19 protein-coding genes are annotated in these 17,711 nt (G+C 67.8%); 3 read left to right on the top strand and 16 right to left on the bottom strand.

Annotation, left to right across the window (positions count from 1 at the left end; genetic code table 11):
• Positions 1-37: 37 nt before the first annotated feature.
• The 11 genes from RSD66_RS03635 to RSD66_RS03585 form a co-directional block, all read right to left on the bottom strand.
• The gene (locus RSD66_RS03635; protein ID WP_415289019.1) at positions 38-1,582 is read right to left on the bottom strand and encodes a Do family serine endopeptidase; all 1,545 of its coding nucleotides are present in this window, start codon (positions 1,580-1,582) and stop codon (positions 38-40) included.
• Positions 1,583-1,753: 171 nt separating this feature from the next.
• Positions 1,754-2,233 (bottom strand): cytochrome c-type biogenesis protein, encoded by a 480-nt coding sequence (locus tag RSD66_RS03630; RefSeq protein WP_415289018.1) that lies wholly within the window; start codon positions 2,231-2,233, stop codon positions 1,754-1,756.
• Positions 2,230-4,239 carry a heme lyase CcmF/NrfE family subunit gene (locus RSD66_RS03625; protein WP_415289017.1) on the bottom strand — a complete coding sequence of 670 codons (2,010 nt, stop codon included), beginning with the start codon at positions 4,237-4,239 and terminating at the stop codon, positions 2,230-2,232. Before RSD66_RS03625 ends, RSD66_RS03630 begins: the two co-directional genes overlap by 4 nt.
• A 4-nt stretch (positions 4,240-4,243) precedes the next feature.
• Entirely contained in the window at positions 4,244-4,735 is a 492-nt protein-coding gene (gene ccmE / locus RSD66_RS03620) for a cytochrome c maturation protein CcmE (protein WP_415289016.1), read from the bottom strand.
• A gap of 66 nt (positions 4,736-4,801) precedes the next feature.
• Positions 4,802-5,620 carry a c-type cytochrome biogenesis protein CcmI gene (gene ccmI, locus RSD66_RS03615; protein WP_415289015.1) on the bottom strand — a complete coding sequence of 273 codons (819 nt, stop codon included), beginning with the start codon at positions 5,618-5,620 and terminating at the stop codon, positions 4,802-4,804.
• Positions 5,621-5,638: 18 nt separating this feature from the next.
• The gene (locus RSD66_RS03610) at positions 5,639-6,982 is read right to left on the bottom strand and encodes a hypothetical protein (protein WP_415289014.1); all 1,344 of its coding nucleotides are present in this window, start codon (positions 6,980-6,982) and stop codon (positions 5,639-5,641) included.
• A 259-nt stretch (positions 6,983-7,241) separates the two neighbouring features.
• Positions 7,242-7,598, bottom strand: a complete 357-nt coding sequence (locus RSD66_RS03605; protein ID WP_415289013.1) for a hypothetical protein — start codon at positions 7,596-7,598, stop codon at positions 7,242-7,244.
• A gap of 81 nt (positions 7,599-7,679) precedes the next feature.
• Entirely contained in the window at positions 7,680-8,111 is a 432-nt protein-coding gene (locus RSD66_RS03600; RefSeq protein WP_415289012.1) for a hypothetical protein, read from the bottom strand.
• A gap of 81 nt (positions 8,112-8,192) precedes the next feature.
• Positions 8,193-9,707 (bottom strand): sensor histidine kinase, encoded by a 1,515-nt coding sequence (locus tag RSD66_RS03595; RefSeq protein ID WP_415289011.1) that lies wholly within the window; start codon positions 9,705-9,707, stop codon positions 8,193-8,195.
• Between the two features lie 10 nt (positions 9,708-9,717).
• Positions 9,718-10,398, bottom strand: a complete 681-nt coding sequence (locus RSD66_RS03590) for a response regulator transcription factor (protein WP_003169901.1) — start codon at positions 10,396-10,398, stop codon at positions 9,718-9,720.
• Positions 10,399-10,749 (bottom strand): hypothetical protein, encoded by a 351-nt coding sequence (locus RSD66_RS03585; protein WP_024353629.1) that lies wholly within the window; start codon positions 10,747-10,749, stop codon positions 10,399-10,401.
• A gap of 265 nt (positions 10,750-11,014) precedes the next feature.
• Between RSD66_RS03585 and RSD66_RS03580 the strand changes: the two genes are divergently transcribed.
• Positions 11,015-11,389, top strand: a complete 375-nt coding sequence (locus tag RSD66_RS03580) for a hypothetical protein (RefSeq protein WP_415289010.1) — start codon at positions 11,015-11,017, stop codon at positions 11,387-11,389.
• Positions 11,390-11,468: 79 nt separating this feature from the next.
• Here RSD66_RS03580 and RSD66_RS03575 read toward each other — a convergent pair whose 3' ends face one another.
• The 3 genes from RSD66_RS03575 to RSD66_RS03565 are packed head-to-tail and all read right to left on the bottom strand — an operon-like array spanning position 11,469 to position 13,221.
• Positions 11,469-12,077: a nucleotidyltransferase family protein gene (locus RSD66_RS03575; protein WP_415289009.1), complete on the bottom strand. Its 609-nt coding sequence runs from the start codon at positions 12,075-12,077 to the stop codon at positions 11,469-11,471.
• Positions 12,062-12,880 carry a bifunctional hydroxymethylpyrimidine kinase/phosphomethylpyrimidine kinase gene (gene thiD / locus RSD66_RS03570; RefSeq protein ID WP_024353633.1) on the bottom strand — a complete coding sequence of 273 codons (819 nt, stop codon included), beginning with the start codon at positions 12,878-12,880 and terminating at the stop codon, positions 12,062-12,064. The genes RSD66_RS03575 and thiD overlap by 16 nt, the downstream gene beginning before the upstream one ends.
• A complete protein-coding gene (locus tag RSD66_RS03565; protein WP_003169895.1) occupies positions 12,880-13,221 on the bottom strand; it encodes a DMT family transporter in 342 nt (113 codons plus the stop codon). The genes thiD and RSD66_RS03565 overlap by 1 nt, the downstream gene beginning before the upstream one ends.
• 290 nt (positions 13,222-13,511) lie before the next feature.
• On the opposite strand from RSD66_RS03565, the gene RSD66_RS03560 reads away from it, so the two are divergent.
• Positions 13,512-13,958, top strand: a complete 447-nt coding sequence (locus RSD66_RS03560) for an SRPBCC domain-containing protein (RefSeq protein WP_051130235.1) — start codon at positions 13,512-13,514, stop codon at positions 13,956-13,958.
• Between the two features lie 9 nt (positions 13,959-13,967).
• On the opposite strand, the gene folP is transcribed toward RSD66_RS03560, so the two are convergent.
• On the bottom strand, positions 13,968-14,792 hold the full coding sequence (gene folP / locus RSD66_RS03555; RefSeq protein ID WP_415289008.1) for a dihydropteroate synthase: 825 nt from the start codon (positions 14,790-14,792) through the stop codon (positions 13,968-13,970).
• A 479-nt stretch (positions 14,793-15,271) separates the two neighbouring features.
• On the opposite strand from folP, the gene rnk reads away from it, so the two are divergent.
• On the top strand, positions 15,272-15,679 hold the full coding sequence (gene rnk, locus RSD66_RS03550; protein ID WP_024353636.1) for a nucleoside diphosphate kinase regulator: 408 nt from the start codon (positions 15,272-15,274) through the stop codon (positions 15,677-15,679).
• A gap of 80 nt (positions 15,680-15,759) precedes the next feature.
• Here the strand turns inward: rnk and ftsH are convergent, their stop codons facing one another.
• Positions 15,760-17,694 carry an ATP-dependent zinc metalloprotease FtsH gene (ftsH, locus tag RSD66_RS03545; protein WP_415289007.1) on the bottom strand — a complete coding sequence of 645 codons (1,935 nt, stop codon included), beginning with the start codon at positions 17,692-17,694 and terminating at the stop codon, positions 15,760-15,762.
• Between the last annotated feature and the right edge of the window lie 17 nt (positions 17,695-17,711).

Raw genomic sequence — 17,711 nt, 5'->3', positions numbered from 1 at the left:
ATGTTAACGCATCGCCGCCGATCCCGTGAGTTACGCCTTATTCAGACTTGGCGAAGGGCAGAACCACCGAGGAGTTGGTTCCCTGCACCCGGATCAGCAGGAAGACCCCCGGCCGCCCCGCCGAGCGCGCCTCATCCACGGCCGCCTTCAGATCGGCCTCAGAGCGAACCACGCGGTTGTTCGCCCGCTGGATCACCGTGCCGACCGGCAGCCGCATCTTGCCCGCTTCCGAGCGCGGCGCGACGGCGGTGACCACCACGCCTTCCATGTCGTTGGGGATGGCGTAGCGCTGGCGCAGGGCCGAGGTGATCGGCGTGACCGTCAGACCTTCGATCGACTGGCCAATGACGCCGCTATCGCCCGGCTGCGGGCTGGCATCGTCGCCGCCGTTCAGTTCCGCCTCAGACGGGCGGGCTCCCGCACGGATATTCAGCGTCTGACGCTTGCCGTCACGCAGGATTTCCAGCCGTAGCGTATCGCCCGGCCGTGCCCGGGCCACGCGACGGGTCAGTTCGGTCGAGCTGTCGACCGCCTCGCCGTTCACGCTGGTGACCACGTCGCCGACCTTCATGCCGCCGCGCTCGCCCGGCGTGCCCGCCGTGACTTCTGCGACATAGGCGCCCTTGGTGTCCTCGTTCAGGCCCAGAGCGGCCGCCGCATCCTTGGACAGGGTCTGGATCTGCACGCCCAGATAGCCGCGCTCCACGCTTTCGCCGCGCATCAGCTTGTCAGTGACCGCCTTGGCCGTGGTCGCGGGAATGGCGAAACCGATGCCGACCGAACCGCCCGACGGCGAGAAGATCGCCGTATTCACGCCGATGACGCGGCCGTAGATGTCAAAGGTCGGTCCGCCCGAGTTGCCCCGGTTGATGGCGGCGTCGATCTGCAGATAGTCGACATAGGCGCTGGACTGGTCCTGGAGATCGCGCGAGCGCGCCGAAACGATGCCCGCCGTCGCCGTGCCGCCCAGACCGAACGGGTTGCCGACCGCGATGACCCAGTCGCCGACGCGCGGCTCCGACTGCTCTTCGAACGAGACGAAGGGGAAACCGGCGCCCTCGACCTTGATGACGGCCAGATCGGTGTTCTCGTCACGACCGATCAGCTTGCCTTTCAGCTCGCGGCCGTCGCTGAGCTTGACGCTGATCTCCTCGGCGTTCTCGACGACATGGTTGTTGGTGACGATAAAACCGTCGCCCGAGATGAAGAAGCCCGACCCGGCGCCGGCGGCCAGTTGGGTGTTGTCTTCGCCTTCAGCCGAGCCGCCCGGCGCGCCGGGGATCGGTACGGCGCCGAAACCCGGAATCTGGAACATGCCGCGCGGACGCTGGACGCGGGTCTTAACGTCGATCTGCACCACGGCGGGGGCGACCTGCTGGAAGATGTCGGCAAAGCTGAGCGGCGCGCCCTGCGGCGGCGCAAAAGCCACGGCTCCGGCCCCGGCCGAAGGGACCAGCTGGCCGACCCTGGCGGCGGGCGCCGCCTCGGCGCCGGGCCAGGTGATGACCCCGCCCGCCGTCGCGGCGGCGGCGAAGGTCAGGCCGACAGCGGCCCCCAGAATGAACTCCTTGCGTTTCAGCATCGTCGTCCTTGCAGTCTTTACTGGCGGATACGGAAAGCTCCGTTCGCACATGGATATAGGGCGTTTTGGCTCAAGCCAATGCACGCCGTCGCGATGATTGTTCCGGATCATCGTTCGGCGTATGGCGCGTCTGCGTCAGGAAGGCGGCGAAAGACTTGCCGAATGGAAGCTTCAGGCGTTCTCTTCGTCCGCCGTAAGCTCGGCCAGGGCGCGTTCTTCTTCCTCCGTGAGAGGCGCGGCCTCGGCCGTCCCGCGACGGCGCGCGCGCAGCACCAGCACCACGCCCGCCCCCGCCGCCAGGGCGAACGGGCCGAACCACAGCAGCCATGTGCCGATCCGCACCGGCGGCTGGAACAGCACATAGTCGCCATAGCGGCGGATCAGGTCGTCCTTGATCTCGTCGTCCGTTTTTCCGGCGGCGATCTGTTCGCGCACCAGACCGCGCAGGTCGGCGGCGATGCCCGCCGGGCTGTCGGCGATCGATTCATGCTGGCAGACGACGCAGCGGATATCGCCGAACAGGGCGCGGGCGCGGGCCTCCTGCGCCGGATCGGTCAGCGGCCGGTCGGGCACGGGCGGCGGCTCGGCCAGAGCGGGCGCAGCCGTGCTGGCCAGCAGGGCGGCGGCGAACAGGGCGGCGGCGCGCCTCATGCCTGCGCCTTCACGGGCTCGACCGGCTTGGCGGCCTTCTTCGCGCGCGAACCCGCCCCGACGCGCAGGCGCCGGTCCAGCAGGGAGACCAGCCCGCCCAGCGCCATCAGCGCCGGTCCCAGAAAGATCAGCCGCGCCCACGGATTATAATAGATGCGCACGATCCAGGCGCGCTCCCCGGCGTCCGTCGCCGCCCGGTCGCCCACGACGACATAGACATCGTCCAGCCCGCGAAAATCGAGGCCGACCTCGGTCGTGGTCTGGCCACCTGCCGGGAAGAAGCGGCGCTCGGCGGTGATGACGCGCTCGGGCGCGCGGCCGTTGACCGGCATGATGGTCAGGCGGCCCTGTTCAGCCAGATAGTTCGGGCCCTCGATGACCTGAACCGCATCCAGCCGCGCCTTCCACGGTCCGGCGGCGACTTCCCCTCCCAGCGGCAGGGCGAGGGCGGCCTCGGCCTTGAAGCTGGTCTCGACCACGGCCCCCAGAATGAAAACGCCCAGACCCGCGTGGGCCAGCGCCATGCCCCAGGCGCCCAGCGGCAGGCCCGTGGCGCGGCGCAGCGTCTCGGCCAAGGGCGCACGGAAGGCCTTGGTCCGGACGCCCAACTCAGCCAGCGCGCCCAGAATCAACCACGCCCCGACGCCCAGCCCTGCAGCGGCCAGCGCCTTCTTCGGCTCGAACAGAAGGAAGGCGGCGAAGGCGGCGGCGATCGCCAGCGCGGCGGCCAGCCACAGGCGCTGCAGGACGCCCTTCAGATCGCCGCGCTTCCACGCCAGCAGCGGCCCAGCGGGAAGGATCAGACAGGCGACGATCATCAGCGGATTGAAGACGGCGTTGAAATAGGGCGGGCCGACCGAGATCGTCGCCCCCGTCACGCCCTCCAGAATGAGCGGATACAGGGTGCCCAGCAGCACCGTCGCCGCCGCCGCCGTCAGGAACAGATTGTTCAGCACCAGCGTCCCCTCGCGGCTGACCGGCGCGAAGGCGGCGCCCGAGCGGATGGCCGGAGCGCGCAGGGCGAACAGGATGAAGGCCGCGCCCGCCGCCACGCCCAGAATGGCCAGCAGCATCATCCCCCGCTGAGGATCGACGGCGAAGGCGTGAACGCTGGTCAATACGCCCGAGCGAACCAGAAACGCGCCCAGCATGGAGAAGGTGAAGGCCAGAATGGCAAGGAACACCGTCCAGCCCGCCAACGCCCCGCGCCGCTCTGTCACGATGGCCGAGTGCAGCAGGGCCGCGCCCGCCAGCCACGGCATGAAGCTGGCGTTCTCGACCGGATCCCAGAACCACCAGCCGCCCCAGCCCAGCTCGTAATAGGCCCAGAAGGAGCCCAGCGCGATGCCGACGGTCAGCAGGGCCCACGACGCCAGGGCCCACGGCCGCACCCAGCGGCCCCAGGCCGGATCGACCCGCTTCTCGATCAGGGCGGCGACCGCCAGCGAGAAACAGACGGAAAAGCCGACATAGCCGCCGTAGAGCAGCGGCGGATGCACCGCCAGCGCCGGGTCCTGCAACAGGGGGTTCAGCGACGCGCCCTGCACCGGCGCCGGGTCCAGCCGGAAGAAGGGGTTGGAGGTGAAGGCGGCGAAGGCCAGAAACAGGCTCGACAGGCCCGCCTGCACGGCCACGGCCGAGGTCTTCAACCCGAACGGCAGGCCGCGCGCCAGGGCCAGCGCCCCGCCGAAGACCGTCATCACCAGACACCACAACAGCAGCGAGCCCTCATGGCTGCCCCATGCGGCGGCGACCTTATAGAAGACCGGCTTGTCGGTGTGGCTGTTCATGGCCACGTTCGACACCGAGAAATCCGAGACGACGAAGGCGTAGATCAGGGCGCCGAAGGCCAGCAGGATCGCCCCGGCCGAGGCCAGCATGGCGCCGCCCCCCGCCCCGGCCAGCACCGGGCTGAGCCGCAGCCGTCCCGCCGCGGTCAGCGCCAGGCTCAGCACCGACAGCGCCAGCGCCAGGATCAGGGCGAAGGCGCCCAGTTCGACGATCAAGGCTTTACGCTCCCTGCTGCGCGGCGACGGCGGGGGCCGCCGCGTCGTCAGGCCGCCACTCGCCCTTTTCTTTCAGCCGGTCGGCGACTTCGCGCGGCATATAGGTCTCGTCGTGCTTGGCCAGCACCTGACTGGCCTCGAACACGCGGTCGGGGCGGAAGGCGCCTTGCGCCACGATCCCCTGTCCTTCGCGGAACAGGTCGGGCAGGTCGCCGTGATAGATCACCTGCGCCGTCGCCCCGTTGTCGGTGACGACGAAGACGACCGAGCCGTCGGCGGCCCTGGTCACGCTGCCCGCCTCGACCAGACCGCCCAGACGGATCATCTGACCGGCCGGCACCTTCTGCGGCGTCACTTCCGAAGGAGAGTAGAAGAAGGTCACATTGTCCTTCATCGCCCACAGCGACAGGCCGACGGCCAGCGCCAGCACGGGCGCCGCGGCGATGACGACCCACAGGCGACGGCGCGCCTTGGGCGATTTGGGCAACCAGCTCATGTCAACGATCCGAGTGCGGCGAAAACGCCGTCGCATATGGGGTTAGGTTCAGGGCGGGCCAAAGCGTCATCGCGCGGCCTCGGCCAGACGGGTCTGCAACTCGCCCCGGCGCGGGTCTGACGGAGCCAGCGCAGCGATCAGCGGGCTCCACATGGCCTCAGCCTCAGCGCGATCGCCGCGCGCCAGGGCCGCGTCGCCCAGATAGAAGCGCGCGCCCAACTGTTCAGGGTCCAGCCTGACCGCCTGACGGAAGGCCGCTTCGGCGTCGCCATCGACCGTTCCGCCGTTGGCCCGGACCAGACTTTCACCCAGCCGCGCCCAGCTCTGGGCATCATCCGGCTGGATGGCCAGCGCGCGGCGGAAGGCCGAGGCCGCGCCGATGGGGTCGCCCGCCTCGAACCGGGCGGCGCCCAGCATGGTCAGGGCCAGACGGTCGTCGGGCCGGTCCTTGACCACCTGCCCCAGCACGGCCGCGACCTGAGCGGGCTCAAGCGCTTCAGGCGCCGAGGCCCATTCGCGCACGCGCGTCTCATAGGCCTGATCCTTCATGCCCGGCGCGCCGAAGACGGCGTAAAGGCCCAGCGAAGCCGCCGCCGTCGCCCCGATCCCGCCCAGCACCCAATAGCGATCGCGTGCGCCCGCGACCGGGCGGCGATCCGCACGGCGAGCGGCCAGCAGGCGACGCCCCGCCTCGGCCCGCGCGGCGGTCCAGCCCGCTTCGTCCAGCAGGCCGCGCGCCTTCAGCCGGTCCAGCTCGGCCAGTTCAAGCGCGCCTGCATCGCGGTCCGCCACGCTCTCGGCCTCGGCTCCGCGCCGGGCGGCGGACAACACGGCCAACCCCGCCAGGGCGGTCACAAGCGCCGTCATGAGCCAGAAGATCGTCATGGCCGTCGCTGTAGCGGATCAGGCGGCCGGAGGCGAGGCGCGCGACGACGCACCCGCCCTGACGCCCGCGATGGCCAGCCGCCGCCGCACGACGCGCGATGCATCACTGGCGCCCAACAGGCCCAGCAGTTCGGCAGTCAGGCCGATCCGTTTACGGGCCACCGCTTCGTCCGGCGCCTGGCCGTCATTCAGTTGCTCGATCGCCTCATCGGCCCAGGTCGCCAGCCGACCCGTCAGGGCCTCCGCCGTCTGACGGCGCTCGGCTTCACAGCCGAAGACCGCCGTGATGGGGCGCACTTGGCCCGTCAGCGTCAACAGAACCCGCGCCCGCGCCGCCGCATGCGGATCGGGCGCCTGGGCCAACAGAGGCGTCGGCCGGGTCATCCGTCCAACCAGAGGCGTCCGCTGGACCGGCAGGACGGCTTCCAGCGCCTTCTCGGCCGCATCGAAATGCTCGGACAGACGAAGCGCGATCCTCAGGCGCGCCTGCCGGACGGCCTTGGCCCAGGCGCTGTCAGGCCGCAGCGGCAGGACGGCGTCGATCTCCGTCAGGATTTCGGCGCACCAGGTCAGTCCCGTCGCCAGCCGCCTGCCCTGTGCGTCGTCCTCAAGGCTCTGGGCGGCGATGTCGGCGGCGCGATGCGCCAGGGCCGATATGATGCGGTCGATCAGCAGATCAGCCTCGTCGCGGCCCGGCGTCGCCTCGCGTCCTGAGGCGCCGATCAGGGCCAGCACCCGCAACATCAGCCGCGCATCGGTCATCTGGGCGAAAAGAAGTTCCAGAAGCCGCTCGACCCCGCCCGGCCCGGCCGATGAGGCCTGACGCAGGGCCAGCTTCAACTCCGCCAGTTCGGCGCCGCTGGGCCGCCCGGTCCAGGCCGACAGATGCGGCAGCGCCCGCCGCGCCACCGGCGCCAGGTCCAGACACGCCGCCAACGCCTCAACCTCGTCGGGCGCGGCGCCGGGCCACACCGTCTCGGGGGCGTCGCGCAACACCACGGCGGCGCTGTGGCACAGACGGTCGGCGACCATGCGCGACAGGTCGTCGTCACGGTCCAGTTGCGGCAACAGCTCCGGCTCGCCCCGCGTCGCCGCGCGCCATAGCCTCGCAGGCAGACCGGCAGGAAAGCTCAACCCCTCCAGCGCATCCGCGCGCGGCCGGAACAGCGGCGCCAGCGGACCGAAGGCGACCTCGCGGCGACGCCGATCCAACTGCTCGACCTCGACCAGTTCGCGCAGGGCGGCCGCCCGATCGCCCGCCATCGTCCCCGCCAGCCCCAGCAACTGCGGCAGGGCTCGGTCCGGACACCGTTCGATCAAATGAGCCAGAGCGGCCCGCTGGGCGACCGACAGGTCCGCCATCCACGCATCCTCCGGCCACACTCAAATCCCGGCCAAGACCCCAAGGGTGGCCCGTCGCCGGTTAACAAGGGCTTTTGAGGCGAAATGGCGAGCGCGGCCAAGCTGCGAGCCGAAATCGGCTTTCGGCGCTAAAGTCGAAGACTGGAAGCGACCTTTAGCGGACCTTAGCCTCCTTAGGTTCTGCTGAGGCCCACGTTACGGAGCGAGGTGAGAGCATGCCCGATTAACGGCCCTTGGGTTGATGCTGCTGGAATTAGAGTTACCGGTCGCCCTTCCTGATCGATGGCGGCGGCGACGCATTCCACGAGAGGTTCAGAAAGAACATGTTGTAGCCGAACGTCACTATTGAGCCGGCTACAGCGAAGGCAAAAAGCCCCAACGGCAATGCTGGCCTGGCTTGCTCCCAGTTGAGAAGGGCCCAGAGCGCATAGGCCATGAAGGCGCCCGCTACGATCAGTCGGAGGACGAGGTGGCGGATGCGCTGCTCGCGATCAACGGCTGTCGGTGCCGTGGCCTTGGGCAACTCGTCTACATCCGCGACATCAGGATTGCCTCTCTCCAAGCGGCTGATGCGCTCGTCCCGGTCGTCAAAGCGTTTGGCAAGTTTCTTGGGCATTCTTCGCCTCCATTGCAGGGAGTTGGCCTTCATGCGAGTCACAGGACGAGGGGTAAGACTGCTCGCGACCCATTGCGGACATCAGTCGAACTGCGTCTGGGCTTCTTTGTAGGCTTGGAGCGTTTGGCTTTCACGGTTCGTCGGACCGATGTCGATGATAACGACATGCTCCAAATGCACCGTGGGATGATGTGCGGTGAAACCTGCGAACCAGAATGTCTCCGAGAGTGGCTCATCGGCATGCCACGTCGTCATGACAAACTGGTCGTCGGGGATGTCGTCGACGCCAGCCACAGAGATGTTCGCCCAATCGACGCTATCGTCCCACGAACTACACTCTGCACCCCAAACCATCATATAGAGGCAGCCTGACTTAACCAGCCATTCGCTTACTCGGTTCTGCCAATCGGCAGAAACGGCCTGTTCAAGCACGAGAACTGATTTGAACGGTCCAGCCTCTCCAACGGAAGGGAGTTGGGCTTCTGGCGGCAAGTGGATGTAGCTCACGGACATGCGACTACCCTACTACATGTGGTCAGCCACAGCGTCCGCTATCCACCCGTCGTAGACCTTCACAACAGCCGCTCTGCGCCCCTACCCCTCGGCGGCGGGCAGCTCCAGCACCACCTTCAGCCCGCCCAGGCTGCTGTCGCTCAGGGTGACGCGGCCGCCGTAGGCGCGGGTCAGTTCGTCGACGATCGACAGACCCAGCCCCGTGCCGGGCGTGTCCTCGTCCATGCGGGTACCGCGTTTCAGGGCGGTGTCGCGCTGGTCCGCGGGCAGGCCGGGGCCGTCGTCCTCGACCACGGCGATCAACTGGCCCGGCATGGAGGGACCGGCCGAGACCCGCACCCGGCGGCGGCACCATTTGGCGGCGTTTTCCAGCAGGTTGCCGAAGATTTCCTGCAGGTCCTGGCGCTCGCCCAGGAAGGCCAGGTCGTCGGGAGCGCGCCAGTCGATCTCGACGCCCTTTTCCTCGAACACCCGCTCCAGCATGACGGCCAGTTCGTCCAGAACCTCGCTGACGTCGGTGCGTTCGCCCAGACCGTGCGCGGCGCGCGCGGCGGCGCGGGCGCGGCGCAGGTGGTGGTCGACCTGATCCTGCATCACCCTGGTCTGCTTGCGCACCATGTCGGGCAGAACGCCCGGGGTCGTCCCCGCCTCGGCGAGCATGACGGCCAGCGGCGTCTTCAGCGCATGCGCCAGATTGCCGACGTGGGTGCGCTGGCGTTCAACCGTCTCCTGATTGTGCGCCAGCAGGCGGTTGACCTGTTCGGCCAGGGGCTGGATTTCCAGCGGATAACCGCCCTCGATCCGGTGCGAGCGCCCCTGGCGCACATTGGCGATCTCGTCGCCCAGATCGAACAGGGGGCGCAGGCCCACCCGCACCTGAATGAACACCGCCGCGACCAGCCCCGCGCCCAGCAACAGCATGGCGATCCAGGTGACGGTGGCGAACTGGCGCGTATCGGCGTCGACGTCGGACCGGTCGATCCCGGCGAAGAAGACTACGGGCTGTCGGCGGTCCGGCAACTGCTTCATGCTGGCGGCGATGCGAAGCGGCTCGCCCTTGGGCCCATCCTCGGCGTTGTAGCTTATCGTCTGGCCGAAGGCCGCGCGCAGCCGGTCCGCCAGGTCATAGCCGTACTCAAGATCGGCGTTGCCCAGGGATGCCGAGCGCGCCAGCACGTGCAGCGCGCCGCGAGGCCCCGGCTCGGCCACCATCCAGTATTTTCCAGACAGCAGGCGTTGAGTGCGGGCGTCCTGAATCTCGCCCACGAACACCTCGCCCTCGGGCGTGATGACCGAGGCGACCACGGCCTCGTCGATGGTGTCGCCCAGGGTGTTGCCCAGGCGACGAAGGGCCGATTCCTGGAAGACCGCCGTCAGCACCACCGCCGCCACCGCCAGGCCGATCAGAATCCAGGCGGCGGCCAGCCAGATCAGGCGCCGTGTCAGCGACCGGCCGGGTCGCCCGAACCAGCGGCCCCATTCGCGCCGCGCCGCCGAGGAAGGGGCGCTGCCAGCCCGAGAATCGAGCCCAGAGTCGAGCCGAGAGTCGAGCCCAGAGTCGATCTCGCCTTGGGTGCTGGCTTCGGCCTCAGTCATCAGCAGGCGATCAGGCCGCGTCGCTTTCGCCGGCCAGCGGCGACAGGCGATAGCCCAGCCCGCGCACGGTCTCGATGCGGTCGGCGCCGATCTTCTTCCTCAACCGGCCGACGAAGACCTCAATAGTGTTGGAATCGCGATCAAAGTCCTGATCATACAGGTGTTCGACCAGTTCGGTGCGGCTGATGACCCGGCCTTGGTGCATCATCAGATAGTGCAGCAGGCGGTATTCCAGCGAGGTCAGCCGCAGGGGCTCGCCATTGACCGTGGCGCGGGCCGCGCGCGGGTCCAGCCGTAGCCCGCCGCAGGTCAGGGTCGCCGCCGCGTGACCGGCCGAGCGGCGCAGCAGGGCGCGCAGGCGGGCCAGCAGTTCTTCGGTGTGGAACGGCTTGGTCAGATAGTCGTCGGCCCCGGCGTCGAAGCCCGCCACCTTGTCCGACCAGGCGCCGCGCGCGGTCAGGATCAGCACCGGCGTCGCCTTGCCTTCACGGCGCCAGCGCTCCAGCACCGAAACGCCGTCGATCTTGGGCAGGCCTAAGTCCAGCACCACCACGTCATAGGGTTCGGTGTCGCCCAGGAACCAGGCCTCTTCGCCATCGGGCGCGTGATCGACGGCGTAACCGGCGTCGGTCAGGGCGGTCTTCAGCTGGCGCGACAGATCAACGTCGTCCTCGACAAGCAGCACCCGCATTCAGTCGTCTCCGCGAACCCGGCCGGACTGGCCGTCAACCTGTATGTCCGACACGCGTCCGCCCGGATACTCCCAGCGCACCACATAGTCGCCGCCGCGTTCCTGAACGCCCAGCATGCGGCCAGGACGGCCCGACTGGACACGTCGGGCGATATCGCCCGGATTGGCGCGAGGGGCCGAGCGGGGCGCATCGCGCAGCCCCTGGCCCGGGTAGTTGCGGGGCGCCTCGCGACGATCCTGAGAACGGCTTTCGTCGCGGTCCCGATCACGGCCGCGCGACTGGGCCGCCGCGTCCGTCAGGGGGACGATGGCGATCAGACCGGCCAGAAGGAGGGCTCGAATACGCATCATGATCGTCTTCTAGACAGGGGCCTCTGAACGGTGGCTGAACGCGCAGTCTACCGCCGTTCCTCCGAACAAGGAACGCGCGCCCGAGGATTCTCCGTCGCTGTCGCCCTCGCGCCTCATCAGAACCGCCCCCTCCCGAGCAGATGACAAAAATCTCATGCTGATGAACGCCGACTGAAACGCGCCGTTCAGACGGGGATCAGGCTCAGGCTGCTCTTGTGGGGTCAACGCAGCCCGGTCGGTTGCGAAGACCCGAAGGAGTTCGATCATGAAGACCTTGCTGATCCCCGTCCTGGCCGCCACGGTCGCCGCGACCGCCCTGCCCGCCGCAGCGCAAGCCTATGATCGTCACGGCCCCTCGCGCGGCCCCGCCTATGAGCAGAACCATGGCGGCTGGCAGTCGGTCAGCCAGCGCAAATACAGCCTGGACCGCCGCATCGACCAGGGAGTCCGCACTCGCCAGCTGAGCTCACGCGAGGCCTCGCGCCTGAAGGATGAACTGAACGGCCTGGTCCGCCTGGAGCGCAACTATATGCGCGGCGGTCTGACCCGCTGGGAGCGTCAGGATCTGGACCGCCGCTATGATCGCCTGTCGGCCAAGATCCGGCTGGAGCGCCGCGACCATAACAACCGTCGCTACTGAGACGGTTCAGTATCAGGGCCCCATCCCTCCCTGTCAGGGGCTCTGCCAAGGGCGCGATCCGAAAGGGTCGCGCCCTTATCTATGCCGGCTCGATCACCGTGATCTCGGGCCAGCGCCCGCGGGCATTGGCGATCACCCGGTCCCAGCCCCTGGCCAGGCTCCGCGTCGGATTGGGACGGATCACCATGTCGAATACGTCCTGCAGGCCGAAGGGGGCGACGATGCTGATCGCATCATCCTTCTCCAGCCGCACGCCCAGGGCGAAAGCCGGGGCGACGAAGCGGGCTGGGGCGTCGTCCGTGCAGGTCAGCGGCTCATAGGCTTCGCCGAACTTGCCCTCGAACCACAGATGCACCCGCGCCTGATTGCGGACCTCGACAATATCACGCAGCTCGGGCGCAAAGGCGGCCGCGACACGCTTGATCGCCTCATCCTCGGCGTCCCAGGAGGTATCGGGGTCGAAATAGCCGATGTCGTAATCCTTGACGCCATAGCCCGGCGCCCGGCCGGTCCGCTCATTCCAGACCGACTGATAGACGGCCCCCGAGAACAGCCTCCAGTCCGGCAAATCTAGGTCGCGCATCACGCGCAACACATGCATCAAGCCCGCATTGGCGCGGACGATGTCGATCAGGCGGGCCTCAAGCTCCGCAGCGGTCGTCGTCTCCACGCTCATCGCAGGGGCCATCCGTGGTCCAGCGGGCCATGACCCTGCCCCAGTCCCGGCGCGCGTCGGATGGCTTCTGCGACATAGGCCCAGGCCTCGGCCACCGCCGTCGACAGGGGCAGGCCCTTGGCGATGCCCGCCGCGCAGGCGCTGGCCAGGGTGCAGCCGGTGCCGTGGGTATGACGGGTCTCCACCCGCTCGCTTTCCAGCACCGTCTCGCCGTCGTGGGTCAGCAGCAGATCGGTCACCGTCTCGCCGGGCACATGACCGCCCTTCATCAGCACCGCCTGCGCGCCCATCGCCAGCAAGGCCTCGCCCGCCCGGCGCTGACCGTCCAGATCAACGACGGCGATCCCGGTCAGGGCCTCGGCCTCGGGCGCATTGGGGGTCAGCAGCGCCGCGCGCGGGACCATCAGCCGCCGCACCGCCTCGACCGCCGCCTCGGCCAGCAGAGGCGAGCCGCCCTTGGCGATCATCACCGGATCGACCACGGCCGGGACGCCGCCCGCATAGTCGATCAGACCGGCGACCGTTTCGACGACCTCCACAGAGCCCAGCATGCCCGTCTTCAGGGCGTCCGCGCCGATGTCGTCCAACACCGCCCTGGCCTGAGCCTCGATCACGTCCAGCGGCAGAGGATGGACGCCGTGAACGCCCAGGGTGTTCTGAACGGTGATGGCGGTGATCGCCGTGGCGGCGAACCCGCCCAGCATGGTCACAGCCTTGATATCCGCCTGAATGCCCGCGCCGCCGCCTGAGTCCGATCCCGCCAGGATCAGCACGCGGCCCAGCGGCTTCGTCGCCGCTTCCGCAGAAGAGGTCATCAGTGCGCCCCCGAAAACAGCTTCAGCCCGACGATGCCCGCCACGATCAGCAGGATGCAGACGGCCCGCACCGCCGTCGCCGGCTCGCCATAGACGGCGATCCCGACCGCCGCAGCTCCGACCGCGCCGATGCCGGTCCAGACCGCATAGGCCGTGCCCACCGGCAGCTTCTGCGTCGCCGCCCACAGGCCGATCATACTGGCCGCCAGGGCGAGCGCTACGCCCAGCGAGATCAATGGACGCTGCAGCCCGACGTATTTGACGCCGGACGCCCAGCCCACCTCGAAAAGCCCCGCAACGACGAGCACCAACCAGGGATTCAGGGACAGCAACCAGGACATGACGGCTGCATGACTGATGGCGAAGCGTCAGACAAGGGCGATCTGAAGACCCCGATGGAGCGCCATATCCCCCTCGCCCATACGTAAGACGAGGAGAGTTGTTTTAAAATAGCACATAAATGAACAATGATCTCAATTAATAGCTCAGAAAGACAAAGTTATTGCAAGAACAGCTAAGGTTTTCGGCAAAATTTGGTAAAATTGGCGCAACAACTTCGGCTTCATAAGCGTTGCCATGCGGGTTTTATGATAGAGAAGACCATATGGAAGCTCCTGTGGTGAAGACTGGCATGTTGATCCGTCGGCCCGCCGACGAAGTCTACCAGGCCTTTACCGAGCCGGGCGTGACGGCGTGGTTCTGGTTCACCCACGCGGATCGACGGATGACGCCGGGCGCACAGCTGACCTGGACCTGGGGCATGTATGGCGTCGCCACGCGCGTCCTGGTGAAGGCGCTGGAGGCCAACCGACGCATCCTGATCGACTGGAATCTGGACGATGCGCCCACCGAGGTGGAATGGACGTTCGAAGAGCGCGGCTCGGCCACCTGGGTCGAGATTTCAAACCGCGGCTTTCCCGCCTCCGACGCAGGGGTGAAGGCGGCTCTCGAAGCGATGGAAGGCTTCACCCTGGCGCTGGCGGGGGCCAAGATCTGGCTAGAGCGCGCCATCGAGCCGACCTTCATCCTGGACCGGTTCCCCGATCAGGTCCTGCCGAGCTGGAAGCCTAAACTCTAAGCCCTGGCTTCAGGCTGCGCTGGCGACCGCCGCCTGAAGCTGCAAGGCCTGAACCGTCTCGCGGACGTCGTGGACGCGCACCATCCGTGCGCCGCGCCGCGCCGCCTCCAGGGCAAGGGCCAGCGAACCGCCCAGCCGATCCGCCGCATCCCGCGCCGTCGCGTCCACCCCCTGGATCATCCGCTTGCGGCTGACCGCGTAAAGGACCGGAAAACCCAGCTCGACCAGGGCCTCCAACCGCGCCGTCAGCGTCAGATTGTGCGCTGTCGTCTTGGCGAAACCGATGCCGGGATCCAGCCAGATCCTGTCGCGCGCCACGCCCGCCGCCATAGCCGCCTCGGCGCGAGCGGCCAGATGGGCCGTCACCTCGGCGACTACATCGTCATAGTGCGGGTCGTCCTGCATGGTCTTGGGCGCGCCCTTCATATGCATCAGCACCACCTCGCACCCCAGTTCGGCTGCTGTGGATAGACTGTCCGGCGCATGGCCCAGCGCAGAAACATCGTTCCACATCGTCGCCCCGGCGGCGACAGCCGCGCGGGCCACGGCGGGCTTCATCGTATCGATGCTGATGGGTCCGTCCCAGCGCGCACGCAGGGCGACGATCAAGGGCAGGGTGCGAGCCGTTTCCTCGTCCTCGCCGACGGGGTCGGAGCCCGGCCGTGTGCTTTCCCCGCCGATGTCCAGCACGTCGGCGCCCTGCTGGATCAGACGCAGGGCGTGCTCAAGAGCGGCGTCCGGCGTGGGGAGGCGCCCGCCATCGGAAAAGCTGTCCGGCGTGACGTTGACGATGCCCATGACCAAGGGCCGCTTCACGGGGGATTGAAGGCTCATGCGACGATGACTCCGCGAGCGCCGGTTTGACTTTCGGTGCGCTGGGGTTCAGCCTCTAACGGCAATGAAACGCTTCGTCAGCCAGGCTCGACGCCTCACCCACGCGGGACGCCGCGTCGAAGGCTTTTAACCCGTAGCGGTCTGCCACGCGCGCGCCCTGCGCCGGGCGCCCGCTACGGGACCACGTTGCACGCTTTCGGTTCCCTTTTTTTATCATCGCAGAACAGGCCGGTCGTCGGACAGGCCAAGAGACTTTGCGCCATGACCACTGAAATTCAGGACCACAGCCTGCCGGATTCGTCTCAGCCAGACGTCGGCGGCGCCGAAATCATTCCCTTCCGTCGCCCCAGAGCTCCAGGTAGCGCGCCCGATAGCGCGCCGCCGCCCGCGTCGGAACCCGAAGACCATCATCCCGACGACGACGGCCCCTCAGCCGCCTGAGCGCGTCCCCATCGCTTTTTTTGAGAACGAGACGTTCCATGACCACCCCTCGCAAGGGCGCCCTGCCCGCCATTACGCTTCGCAGCGACGACTTCGACGCCCTGGACCGCCTGGTCGGCGACCTGCCCGGCTCGGGCCCCGCCGGCCTGCTGCAACAGGAGTTGGACCGCGCCAAGGTGTGCGAGCCCAAGGCCATGCCCAAGAATGTCGTCACCCTGAACCGCTGGCTGCACTATTCGGATGACCACAGCCCCGACACGCGTCGCGTCCAGCTGGTCCTGCCCAAGGAAGCCGACATCGACGCCGGTCGCGTCTCCATCCTGTCCTATGTCGGCGCGGGCCTCATCGGCTTGAAAGAAGGCCAGTCCATCACGTGGCCTGATCCGTCCGGCGCCGCGCGCAAGCTGACCCTGGTCAAGCTGGAAGACCCGGAGCCGGCGAACTAAGCCGTCAGGCCGAGGTTTAAAATAAAGAAGGGGCGCGCCCTATCGGACGCGCCCCGTTTTCGTGGCTGGACGAAAGTCTCCTAGACGGCGTGAGCCGGCTCGACCGGCTTCGCCGGTTCGTCTTCCGGGGTCGCCGGAACCGACAGCGACGGGCCGACGACCGTGTCGTTTTCCTCATCCCGCTTGGGCGGCTGGCCGTTTTCCAGCAGGTCCTTGATCTCGTCGCCCGAGAGGGTTTCGTACTCCAGCAGAGCCTGGGACAGCTTCTCGTGGTCGCCCGCCTTGTCGGTCAGGATGCGGCGAGCCTCTTCCCAGCCCTCAGTAACGATGCGGCGGACCTCTTCGTCGATGATGCGGGCTGTTTCTTCAGACACGTTCTGGCTGCGCGACACCGAATGGCCCAGGAAGACCTCCTCCTGATTCTCGCCATAGGCCACCGTGCCCAGACGCTCCGAGAAGCCCCAGCGCGTCACCATCGCGCGCGCCAGCTTGGTCGCCTGTTCGATGTCCGAACTGGCGCCCGAGGTAATGCTTTCCGGGCCGAAGATCAGCTCCTCGGCGACGCGGCCGCCCGCCATGATGGCGATGCGGTCGATCATCTGCTGGAACTTCATGGAATAGCGGTCGCCCTCCGGCAGCTGCATCACCATGCCGAGCGCCCGGCCGCGCGGGACGATGGTCGCCTTGTGCACCGGGTCGGCCATCTTGACGTTGATGGCGACGATGGCGTGACCGGCCTCGTGATAGGCGGTCAGGCGGCGCTCTTCCTCATTCATGGCCATGGACTTGCGCTCAGAGCCCATCATGACCTTGTCCTTGGCGTCCTCGAAGTCGCGGTGCGTGACCATGCGGCGGTCCTTTCGGGCCGCCATCAGGGCCGCTTCGTTGACCAGGTTGGCCAGGTCCGCGCCCGAGAAGCCCGGCGTGCCGCGCGCCAGGGTCTTGACGTTGACATCAGCGGCCAGCGGCACGTCCTTCATATGCACGCGCAAGATTCGCTCGCGACCCGAAACATCGGGGTTGGGCACCACGACCTGACGGTCGAAGCGGCCCGGACGCAGCAGGGCCGGGTCCAGCACGTCGGGACGGTTGGTCGCGGCGATCAGGATGATGTTCTCGGACGCCTCGAAGCCGTCCATCTCGACCAGCAGCTGGTTCAGCGTCTGCTCGCGCTCGTCGTTGCCGCCGCCCAGGCCTGCGCCCCGGTGACGACCGACGGCGTCGATCTCATCAATGAAGATGATGCAGGGCGCGTTCTTCTTGGCCTGTTCGAACATGTCGCGTACGCGGCTGGCGCCGACGCCGACGAACATTTCGACAAAGTCCGAGCCCGAGATCGAGAAGAAGGGCACGCCCGCCTCGCCCGCCACCGCGCGCGCCAGCAGGGTCTTGCCGGTGCCGGGAGGACCGACCAGCAGGGCGCCCTTGGGGATCTTGCCGCCCAGACGCTGGAACTTGGCCGGGTCCTTCAGGAAGTCGACGACCTCCTGCAGTTCGTCCTTGGCTTCATCCACGCCGGCCACGTCGTCAAAGGTCTTGCGGCCCTTGTGCTCGGTCAGCAGCTTGGCCTTGGACTTGCCGAAGCCCATGGCGCCCTTCGCCCCGCCCTGCATCCGGTTCATGATGAACAACCAGAAGGCGACGATCAGCGCCACCGGCAACAGCAGGCCCAGCAGGCCCGACCACCACGGCTGGCGGGTGCTCTTGACCTCGACGTCGCCGCCGCTGGTGCGGATCTGGTTCAGCAGGTCGACGTTGGGCACCGGCGTCACGGCGTTGAACTTGACGCCGTCCTTCTTCTCGCCGGTCATGGCGTCGCCGCGCACGACCACGGATTTGATCTGCTGCGCCTCGACGGCGGTCATCAGCTCCGAATAGGTCAGGGTCTCAGGGCGTCCGGCAGCGCCTTCCTTGGCGCCGGGCATGGCCGGGCCGCCGTTCTGGCTGATCGCGGCGTAGACGCTCACCAGTCCCAACAGGATCACGGCCCAGATGGCGAAATTGCGCAGGTTCATTCGGTCCTCGGTTCCTC

Origin of the sequence: Brevundimonas sp. S1H14, assembly GCF_047716865.1 — a bacterium.
GTDB lineage: Bacteria > Pseudomonadota > Alphaproteobacteria > Caulobacterales > Caulobacteraceae > Brevundimonas > Brevundimonas naejangsanensis.
The sequence above is the reverse complement of the archived record's forward strand: the minus strand, read 5'-3'. Positions and strand labels throughout refer to the sequence as shown.